Origin of the sequence: Streptomyces niphimycinicus, assembly GCF_018883605.1 — a bacterium.
GTDB lineage: Bacteria > Actinomycetota > Actinomycetes > Streptomycetales > Streptomycetaceae > Streptomyces > Streptomyces niphimycinicus.
This window is the reverse complement of sequence record NZ_JAHLEM010000074.1, coordinates 1-10,195: the sequence shown is the minus strand read 5'-3', so window position 1 is coordinate 10,195 and position 10,195 is coordinate 1. Positions and strand designations below refer to the sequence as shown.

At 71.5% G+C, this 10,195-nt stretch carries 6 protein-coding genes; 4 read left to right on the top strand and 2 right to left on the bottom strand.

The window, feature by feature from the left end:
• Positions 1-2,211, top strand: a 2,211-nt coding sequence (locus KN815_RS09040; RefSeq protein ID WP_372458299.1) for an NHLP family bacteriocin export ABC transporter peptidase/permease/ATPase subunit, incomplete at its 5' end; no start/stop codon positions are given.
• 1 nt (position 2,212) lies between these two features.
• Positions 2,213-5,086: an NHLP bacteriocin export ABC transporter permease/ATPase subunit gene (locus tag KN815_RS09035; RefSeq protein ID WP_216341235.1), complete on the top strand. Its 2,874-nt coding sequence runs from the start codon at positions 2,213-2,215 to the stop codon at positions 5,084-5,086.
• Positions 5,087-5,140: 54 nt separating this feature from the next.
• Here the strand turns inward: KN815_RS09035 and KN815_RS09030 are convergent, their stop codons facing one another.
• A complete protein-coding gene (locus tag KN815_RS09030; protein ID WP_216341234.1) occupies positions 5,141-6,709 on the bottom strand; it encodes an MDR family MFS transporter in 1,569 nt (522 codons plus the stop codon).
• A gap of 227 nt (positions 6,710-6,936) precedes the next feature.
• On the opposite strand from KN815_RS09030, the gene KN815_RS09025 reads away from it, so the two are divergent.
• Positions 6,937-8,625 carry a phospholipid carrier-dependent glycosyltransferase gene (locus KN815_RS09025; RefSeq protein ID WP_216341233.1) on the top strand — a complete coding sequence of 563 codons (1,689 nt, stop codon included), beginning with the start codon at positions 6,937-6,939 and terminating at the stop codon, positions 8,623-8,625.
• 360 nt (positions 8,626-8,985) lie between these two features.
• Positions 8,986-9,501 (top strand): CAP domain-containing protein, encoded by a 516-nt coding sequence (locus KN815_RS52100; protein WP_216341232.1) that lies wholly within the window; start codon positions 8,986-8,988, stop codon positions 9,499-9,501.
• Between the two features lies 1 nt (position 9,502).
• Here KN815_RS52100 and KN815_RS09015 read toward each other — a convergent pair whose 3' ends face one another.
• On the bottom strand, positions 9,503-10,186 hold the full coding sequence (locus KN815_RS09015) for a TetR/AcrR family transcriptional regulator (RefSeq protein WP_216341236.1): 684 nt from the start codon (positions 10,184-10,186) through the stop codon (positions 9,503-9,505).
• Positions 10,187-10,195: the final 9 nt, after the last annotated feature.

Below are 10,195 nucleotides of genomic sequence, written 5' to 3'. Positions count from 1 at the left end.
CCGGCCCGCGGACGGCGCCGCGCGCCACGCGGCGGCGCCGGGCCGAGGAAGACCCGCCGCCGGTCCGTGCGCACCCCCACCGTGCTCCAGATGGAGGCCCTGGAGTGCGGTGCGGCGTCGCTCGCCATGGTGCTCGCCCACTACGGGCGCCATGTGCCGCTGGAGGAGCTGCGGATCGCCTGCGGTGTCTCCCGGGACGGATCGCGCGCCAGCAATCTGCTCAAGGCGGCCCGGAGCTACGGTCTGCGCGCCAAGGGCATGCAGATGGAGCCCGAGGCCCTCGCGGAGGTCACGGCCCCGGCGATCCTGTTCTGGGAGTTCAACCACTACGTCGTCTACGACGGCATGGGACGGCGGTTCGGCAAGCGCGGCGTGCACATCAACGACCCCGACAAGGGGCGCCGTTTCGTCCCCGTCGAGGAGTTCGACACCAGCTTCACCGGTGTGGTCCTGGTCCTCGAACCCGAGGAGTCCTTCCGCCGCGGCGGGCGCCGTCCCGGGGTGCTGGGCGCCCTGCCGCCACGCATGCGCGGCACCACGGGCACCCTGCTGGCCTCGCTGCTGGCCAGCCTGCTGCTGGTGGCGGTGGGTGCCGCGGTCCCGGCGCTCAGCCGCACCTTCATCGACACCTTCCTGATCGGCGGCCAGGACTCGACGCTTCAGCCGCTGTTCGCCTCCATGGCCGTGGCGGTGGTGCTCACCGCCGTACTGACCGGCGTCCAGCAGGCGAATCTGCTGCGCGGACGCATCATCTCCTCCACCCTCAGCAGCGCACGGTTCCTGCGGCATCTGCTGCGGCTGCCCGTCACCTTCTTCGCCCAGCGCAGCCCGGCCGACCTGGTCCAGCGGCTGCGCTCCAACGACACCGTCGCCGAAACCCTCGCCCGCGATCTGGCCGCCGCGGCCGTCGACGGGATCGTCGTGGTGCTCTACGCCTTTCTGCTGTGGACCTACGACCCCCAACTCACCCTCGTCGGCGTCGGGTTGGCGCTGCTCAACGTGGTGGCGATACGGGTGGTGGTGCGGCTGCGCGCCACCAGGACCCAGAAGCTGCGGGCCGACACCGCACGGCTGACCACCACCTCGTACACCGGTCTCCAGCTCATCGAGACGGTGAAGGCCACCGGCGGGGAGACCGGCTACTTCCGCCGTTGGGCCGGACAGCACGCGATCACCCTGGACGAGCAGCAGCGCCTCGGCGTCCCCAGCGCCGTACTGGCCGTGGTCGCCCCCACCCTCGCCACCCTCAACAGCGCCCTCATCCTCTGGATCGGCGGGCTGCGGGCCGTCGAGGGCCATATCTCCATCGGTCTGCTGGTGGCCTTCCAGGCACTGGTGGCCCGCTTCACCGCACCCATCACCCGGCTCAACTCAGTGGCCGGCCGCATCCAGGACTTCTCCGCCGATGTGGCCCGGCTCAAGGACGTGGAGAACTTCCCGGTGGACACCCTCTACACCCGCGACGAGCCGCGCGAGGACACCCGCCGGCTGACCGGGCAGGTGACACTGGAGAACATCACCTTCGGCTACAGCCCGCTGGACGCACCGCTGCTGCGCGACTTCTCGCTCTCCGTCGGCCCCGGCCGCCAGGTGGCGCTGGTCGGCGCCTCCGGCAGCGGCAAGTCCACCGTCTCCCGGCTCGTCTCCGGCCTCTACGCCCCCTGGGAGGGGGTCATCCGCATCGACGGACAGCGCCTGGAGGACATCCCCCGCGGCGCGCTGGCCGCCTCCGTCTCCTTCGTCGACCAGGACGTCTTCCTGTTCGAGGGCACGGTGCGGGACAACGTGGCGCTGTGGGACCCGTCGATCCCGGACGAGGCGGTGGTGGAGGCACTGCGGGACGCCGCCCTCTACGACGATGTGATCACACGGCGCCCGGAGGGCATCCACTGCCGGGTGGAGCAGGACGGCCGCAACTTCTCCGGCGGCCAGCGGCAGCGGCTGGAGATCGCCCGCGCCCTGGTGCGCCGCCCCAGCGTGCTGGTCCTGGACGAGGTCACCAGTGCCCTGGACGCGCGCACCGAGCAGATCGTCATGGACAACCTGCGCCGCCGCGGCTGTGCGTGTGTGGTGATCGCCCACCGGCTCAGCACCGTGCGGGACAGCGACGAGATCCTCGTCCTGAACCGCGGCACGGTCGTCGAACGCGGACGCCACGAGGACCTCGCCGCCGCCGGAGGCCCGTACGCCGAGCTGATGAAGGAGCACTGACATGGCGTCCGTTCACCCGGCCGCGGCGGTGGCCGCGGACGGCGGCGACGCGGTGGTCCAGGCGCTGGGCGCCCTCGGCACGCCCGTCGACTGCGCCGGGCTGCGCAGCCTCCCGCTGGAGGGCCCGCAGGTGCTCTGGCTCGTCGTCGGCGGAGCCCTCGACCTGTTCGCGGTCGACGCCGCAGAGGCGGGGCAGTGGCATTTCCTCGGCCGGCTGGAGACGGGCGCCGCGCTCCCGGGCCCGGTCGAGGGGCCACGCCACACCCTGCTGGGCCGCCCCTCGCAGGACTGCCTGGTGCGCCGCATCCCGCTGCGCGAGCTGTACCGCCCGGAGGCGTACGACGCGTACGGCACGGGCCGGAGCCACGACCCGTACGGCACCTACGGGGACGGCGGATTCCAGGACACCCCGCCCACCCCGCTGGAACACGCCGTGGCGCTCGGGGTCAGCCGCAGCCTCGGCGTCCTCTTCCAGGCCCCGCTGGACGGCGGGGCCGCGCCCGAGGCGGAGGCGGCCGACGAGGACCTGCTCTGGCTGCCGGTGCCGCCCGGCAGTGTGCGCTACGGCGCCGAGTACAGCGCCCAGGCCGCCGGTGACCTCCTGATCGACGGCGCGCTGTGGCAGCGGATGGTCAACCAGCAATACCGCCTCGGCACCGCCGTGGACCGCTGGATCGAGACCATGGAGCGGGCCCACGCGGACCGCACCGCGGCCGGTATCCGGGCCGGTGAGGCCGTGCGCACCCGCGCCGACCAGGCGCTGATCGCCTCCATCGGCGGGCAGCGGCGGGAGCGGCGGCCATCGGAGGAGAGCACCGACGACGCCGTGCACGCGGTGTGCCGCCGAGTGGCGGAGGCCGCCGGGATCACCCTGCCCGAGCCCCTGAGGGGCCGCGCCACCGACGACCGTACGGACCCGGTGGAGCGCATCGCCGCCCACGCCCGGATCCGCACCCGCGCCGTCCGGCTGGAGGGCGGCTGGTGGCGGGAGGACGCCGGACCGCTGGTGGGCTACCGCGCCAAGTCCGGGGCCCCGGTGGCGCTGCTGTGGCGGCGCGGCCGGTACGAGGCGGTCAACCCCGTCTCGGGCCTGCGGATCCGCGTCGGCGAAGGCAACGCGGAGGAGTTCGAGCCGCGGGCCGTGATGTTCTACCGCCCGCTGCCCGACCGGCCGATGACGATGTGGCGGCTGATGCGCTTCAGCGTGCGCGGTGCCACCGGGGACGTCCGCAACCTCCTGATCGGCGGGCTGGTGACGGTGGCGCTCGGCGCGCTGGTGCCGCTCGCCACCGGCCAGGTGCTGGGCGGTTTCGTACCCCGCGCCGAGAAGAGCCCCATCGTCCAGATCTCCCTGGCCCTGATCGTCTCCAGCGTCGTCGCCGCCGCCTTCATGCTGTTGCAGAACCTGACCCTGCTGCGTCTCGAGGGGCGGCTGGAGTCCACCCTCCAGCCCGCCGTGTGGGACCGGCTGCTGCGGCTGCCCACCACCTTCTTCGCCCAGCGCTCCACCGGAGAGCTGGCCAGCGCGGCGATGGGCATCAGCACCATGCGCAGGGTGCTGTCCGGAATCGCCCCGACGGTCCTCCAGGCCGGCACCGTGGGCGCGATGAACCTCGCCCTGCTGCTGTACTACAGTGCCTCCCTGGCCCTCGCCGTGATCGCCGTACTGCTGGTGGTCTCCGGGGTCTTCCTCGGGATGGGGCTGTGGCAGGTGCGCTGGCAGCGACGGCTGGTGGAGAGCGAGAACAAGCTCAACAACCAGGCGTTCCAGACCCTGCGCGGGCTGCCCAAGCTGCGCGTCGCCGCGGCCGAGAACTTCGCCTACGCGGCCTGGGCCCGTGGCTTCGCCCACTCCCGCGATCTGCATCAGCGCACCGGGCGCATCAAGAACCTCACCCAGGTGCTGGACGCCGTCTACCTCCCGCTGGTCTCCCTCACCGTGTTCATGCTGCTGGCAGGTCCGGCGCGGGGCAGCATGTCGGCGGGGGCCTTTCTGACCTTCAACACCTCCGTGACCATGCTGCTCACCTCCCTCACCCAGCTCACCAACGCCCTGGTCTCGGTGGTCGCGGTGCTGCCCATGTTCGAGCAGGTCAAGCCGATCCTGGACGAGCCGCCCGAGGTCCGCGGCGGCAGCGCCCAGCCGGGGACGCTCTCCGGCGACCTCCGCGCCAGAAACCTCACCTTCCGCTACGGCGACGACGGGCCGCTGGTGCTCGACGATGTGTCACTGGAGATCCGGCCGGGCGAATTCGTGGCCGTCGTCGGCCCCAGCGGCTGCGGCAAGTCGACCCTGCTGCGGTTGCTCATCGGCTTCGAACGGCCGGTGTCCGGCAGTGTGCTCTACGACGGCCAGGACCTCGCCGCCCTCGACCAGGCGGCCGTGCGCCGCCAGTGCGGGGTGGTCCTCCAGAACGCCCAGCCGCTGGGCGGCACGGTGCTCGACTGCATCCGCGGCGCCGAGCCGTTCACCCCCGAGGAGGCCATGGAGGCCGCCGAACTGTCGGGTCTGGCCGAGGACATCCGTCAGATGCCCATGGGGCTCCAGACCATGATCTCCGGCAGTGGCGCCATCTCCGGCGGCCAGCGGCAGCGGCTGATGATCGCCCAGGCCCTGATCCGCCGTCCGCGCATCCTCTTCTTCGACGAGGCCACCAGTGCCCTGGACAACGAGACCCAGCGCATCGTCATCGACAGCACCCGCCGTCTGCGCGCCAGCCGGCTGGTGATCGCACACCGGCTGTCGACCGTCATGGACGCCGACCGTGTGCTGGTCATGGAGGACGGCCGGATCGTGGAGCAGGGTGCCCCGGCCGAGCTGATGGCCGTCCCGGGCGGAAAGCTGCACGAGTTGGTGCGGCGCCAGATGAGCTGAGCAGGTCGGAGGAAGTCCACTACGGTTCGGGTAGCGCCCCGAGGCCATGCGGTGCTAGGGGGCGGCCGGGCTGGTGGCCTCCTCCTCGGCCTTGTGCGGCGGGGCCACCGGGCCGGACCTGCCCCGCAGCGGAACCTCCTGGACGCACAGGGCGGCGATGAAGGCCACCGTGCAGACGACGGCCGCGGTCAGGAAGATCTGCTGGGTGCCGGTGGCGACCGCCTGGAGGTAGCCGTCCCTGGCGGCCCGCGGCAGCCGTGCCAGCGCCGCCGGATCGGGCCGGACCTCGCCCGTCTCCGCCCCGGCGGGTGCGTGGCCCTGGACGGCGCTGGTGAAGAGCGAACCGAAGACCGCGACGCCCAGCGAGCCGCCGATGGTGCGGAACAGGGTGACCGACGCGGAGGCGGCCCCCATGTCGCGCATCTCCACACTGTTCTGCGCGATGGTGGTGACCATCTGCATCTGGCAGCCCATGCCCGTGCCCACCAGGGCCATGAAGCACCCGGTGGCCGTGCGGGAGGTCGTGGTGTCCATGGTGGCCAGCAGGAACAGACCGACGGCCATGCAGACGGTGCCGACGATGGGGAAGATCTTGTATCGGCCGGTGGCGGACATGACCTTGCCGCCGACCTGGGACATGATCACCACGGGGATCATCAGGGGGAGCAGCAGCAGCCCGGAGCGGGAGGCCGAGATACCCTGGACGGTCTGCTGATACAGCGGCAGATACAGCGAACAGCCGAACATGACCACCCCGCCCACCAGGATCAGCGAGGACGCCAGGGCGAAGTTGCGGTGCCCGGTGAAGATGCGCAGCGGCATGAGCGGTTCGGCCGCGCGCCGCTGCCGCGCCACAAAGGCGGCCACACCCATCCCGGCCAGGGCGAACAGGCCCAGGATCTGCCATGAGGTCCACGGATAGGTGGAGCCGGCCCAGGTGGCGGCCAGGGTCAGGGCGCAGACGGTCGTCGTCATCACGGTGATGCCCGGCCAGTCGATACGCGCCTTGGCGCGGGTGGCGGGCAGCCGCAGCATGAGCTGACACCAGACCAGCGTGAGGACGCCGAGCGGCAGATTGATGAAGAAGGCCCAGCGCCAGCCGAGATGGCCGGTGACGAAGCCGCCGAGCAGCGGGCCGCCGATGGTGCCGATGGCCATGATGGAGGCGGTCATGCCCTGGTAGCGGCCCCGCTCCCGGGGCGGTGCCAGCGAGGCGATCAGCGCGAAGGCGCCGGCGCCGATCCCGCCCGCGCCCAGGCCCTGAAGCGCCCGGAAGACGATCAACTGGGTCATCGAATGGGCCGCCCCGGACAGCGCCGAGCCGAGTACGAAGACGACGACGGCGATCAGGTACATGTGCTTGCGGCCGTACAGATCGCCGAACTTGCCCCAGACGGGGGTGGAGGCGGCGGTGGCCAGGGTATACGCGGTCACCACCCAGGAGATGTGTTCCAGGCCGCCGAGGTCGCCCACGATCGTCGGCATCGCGGTGCCGACGATCGTGGAGTCGAGCATCGACAGCAGCATCGCGAGCAGCACACCGAGCAGGGCCGGACGGACGTTCTTCGGGACGGTCTCCGGCGGGGCGGGGCTGCCGGACGGCGGTGCGTCGGATACCGACATGGCTGATCACTTCCTTCTCAACGCGCTCGGCGCGGGGGTGCTCGGGCGGGCCCCGATCAGAAGAGCACACCGGACAAAAATCCCCGAAGCCCTCCGCGAGCACACGCTGCGGATGCACTCCGACGGCCAGCACGACCCCCGGATGCCACGGTTCGGATTGCGGAGTTCGCTCAAGTTTCCCGGCGGCTGCCCTGTGCGGTGGCACCAGGGCGTTAGCGTCTGTCGCTATGCGGTGGGCGGGCGTGATCGACAGCGTGACCAGGATTGTCGGCGGGCCGAAGGGCCGGTGGGCGGCGGGGCCGGGGCGGCATCGGCGGTGGCTGGTGGCCGCCGTCGTGGCGCTCCTGGTTCAGATGGCGGTCGCGATGGTCACCACGGCGGTGGAGCAGACGCCGACCATCGACGAGCCCGTGTACGTCGGCACGGCGGTGGACTCCCTGCACCATCACCGGGTGCGGTACAACCCCGAGCATCCACCGCTGGGCAAGCTCCTCATCGCGGCGGGGGTGGCCGTCGCGCGCCCGCACCTCGACGCCGACTTCGCCGGTGACCAGACGGCGCTCGGACGGCATGTGCTCTACGCGTCGGGCAACGACCCCTGGCGGCTGATGCTGTGCGCACGGCTGCCGATGATCGCGCTGACGCTGCTGTTCGGGCTGGTGGTGTTCGCGTTCGCCCGTGAGCTGACCGGACCCGTGGGCGGGGTGGTGGCGCTCGCCCTGTACACCTTCTCGCCGGACATCATCGCGCACGGTTCCCTCGCCACGCTCGATGTACCGGCGGCCGGATTTCTGCTGACGTCGGTCTGGCTGCTGTGGCGGGCACGACGGCGGCCACGGCTGTATCTCCCGCTCGCGGGAGTGGCGCTCGGCGCGGCCCTGGCCACGAAGATGAGCATGCTGGCGGCGGTGCCGGTGCTGCTGCTCCTGGCCGTGCTCTCGGTCTGGTACGCCCGGCGTACCCACGACCGGACACCGCGCGGCCATGCGCGGTCCCTCGGGATCGCAGTGGCGGCGGCGGTGGCCGTGGCGCTGATCGCGGTGGCCGTGGTGTGGGCCGTCTACTTCGTGGTCGACCCCCGGCTGCGCTGGACGCCCACCGGACCGGTGCCGGTCGTCCACGGGCTGCGCGGGCTCGCCGTCGACCTGCTGCCGCTGCCGGAGGCGTACCGCGACGGGATGCGTGTCCAGTTCGGCTTCGAGCACGACACCTGGCATGGCTTTCTGCTCGGCCGCCGCTACCTCGGGTCGCTCTGGTACTACCTGCCCGTCGCGCTGCTGGTGAAGACGCCCCTGGGCATGCTCGCGCTCTGGCTCGCCGGGACCGTCGTGCTGCTGGTGGTGCCCCGGCTGCGGCCCGCCGCGCCGTATGTCCTCGTCCCGGCGGCGGTGCTGCTGCTCGCCGCCCTGGACGGGGCCCGCAACCTCGGGGTGCGGTACGCCATCTTCCTGCCGATGTTCCTGGCGGTGGCGGCGGCCGGGCCGATGGCCGTGCGGCGGCGCTGGGCGTACGGGGCCACCCTGGCGCTGGTCCTGTTCGTCGCGGTCAGCTCGCTGCGGACGTATCCGTACTATCTGCCGTACTCCAACGAGGCATTCGGCGGCCCGTCCCGGACCCATCTGCGGCTGCACGACTCGAACGTCGACTGGGGGCAGGACCTGGGGCGGCTGGCCGACCGCCTCCGGGAGCGATACCGGGGCGAGCGGATCTGGCTCGTCTACAAGGGCAGCGGTGTGCCGTCCGCCTACGGCATCCACGCCTCCGACCCGCGCCGGGCCCGCCCGGACGAGGTGCGCGGGCTGCTGGTGGTCTCGGACTCCTCGGTCGCCCAGGCCACCGGCCGGCTGGCGGCGCTGATCGAGGGCAGTGAGCCGATCGACGAGGTCGGTCACTCGATCACCATCTACCGCCGCTGACGCGACTCTGTCATGGCCCTGCCATGTCATGACATCTCTCACACCGGGCGTCGTCGTAAAGGGGGTGTAGCGGAGCATATCGACTAGCCGACATAGTGGCTTTATCTTCTCTGTCGGACATGGCCGGTTCCATGCCCTCGCGATCCCCGGTGCTCCGGGCCCGTTGTCCACTCGCCTGGTTGCCGCGATTTCTGATGGGGCGTCGGGCCACCTGAGCGCTCCCCGGAACCGGCTCTGCATGTCTCGCCGCTGATCGCAAGCGCCGTCCTCGCTACGAACTCTTGTAGTACGAACACGTGTGTTGCCCCGCATGGCGACGGCTCCAAGAATGACGGGCCTCAACCGAGTGTGAGGTCACGTATGAGCAAGCACCGCAACAGCACGACGCCCCGCCGCAAGATAGCCATCGCCGCCCTCGCGGTGGCCGCCGTGGGCGTTCCCTCGGCCGCGATGGCACAGTCCGCCACCGCGGGCTCCGCCTCCGCCACTTCCGCGGCCGCCACCGACCAGCAGGAAGTGGTGGATCTCGTCAACAGCGAGCGCAGCAAGGCCGGTTGTAGGCCGCTGACCGTGAACGAGAAGCTGACCAAGGCCGCTCAGGACCACAGCGAGGACATGGCGGCCCACAGCAATATGTCGCACACCGGCTCCGACGGATCCTCCCCGGGCGACCGGATCGAGCGCGCGGGCTACTCCTGGAGCAGCTACGGCGAGAACGTGGCCTACGGCTACGAGTCGCCCAAGAGCGTCATGGAGGGCTGGATGTCCAGCGCCGGCCACAAGGCCAACATCCTGAACTGCGACTTCAAGGAGATCGGCGTCGGCGTGGCGCAGCCCGGCCACTACTGGACGCAGGACTTCGGCACTGCGCGATAGCTCATTCCCCGGATGTCCGGGGCAACCGGCCCAGCCCCAGCGGGGCGGGTGGCGGGAGGGGGCGGGCCGGTTCGGCCCGCCCCGCCTCGAAGGACCGCAGGAGGTGGGCCACCAGCCGCCGGGACGCGGCCGGTGCCGTTGCCGCGTCGCCGATGACACCTCTGTTGGCCAGGAAGACGAGGCTCAGGTCGGACACGTCGAAGTCCTCGCGCAGCCGCCCCGCGGCCTTGGCGCGCCGGACCACCTCGGCGAAGCCCTCTTCGAGCCGCAGCCGCTCCCGCTCGAAGCCGACCGCGTCGGGAATCGACGACAGCAGGGCGTCGTTGAACTCCCGGTCCTGCGTCTGCGAAGCACACACCGTCTCGATGGTCCGGCGGAAGGCCCGCCACGCGTCGTCGTCGGCCAGGGCGTCGTCGACGATCGCCGAACAGACGGCGAACTCGTCCGAGAACACCTCCGTGACCAGCGCCTCCCGGGTGGGGAAGCGCCGGTAGAGCGTGGCCACCCCGACCCCGGCATGACGGGCGATGGTGGCCATCGGCACATCGAGCCCACGCGAGACGAACAGCGCCCGGGCCGCATCGAGGACGCGCCGGCGATTGGACGCCGCGTCGGACCGCAACCCCGGACTTCCGGTGTCCCGAACACCGGTGCCGGGCGCTATATGAGAGACGTGAGCAGGCATGTTTCTCAC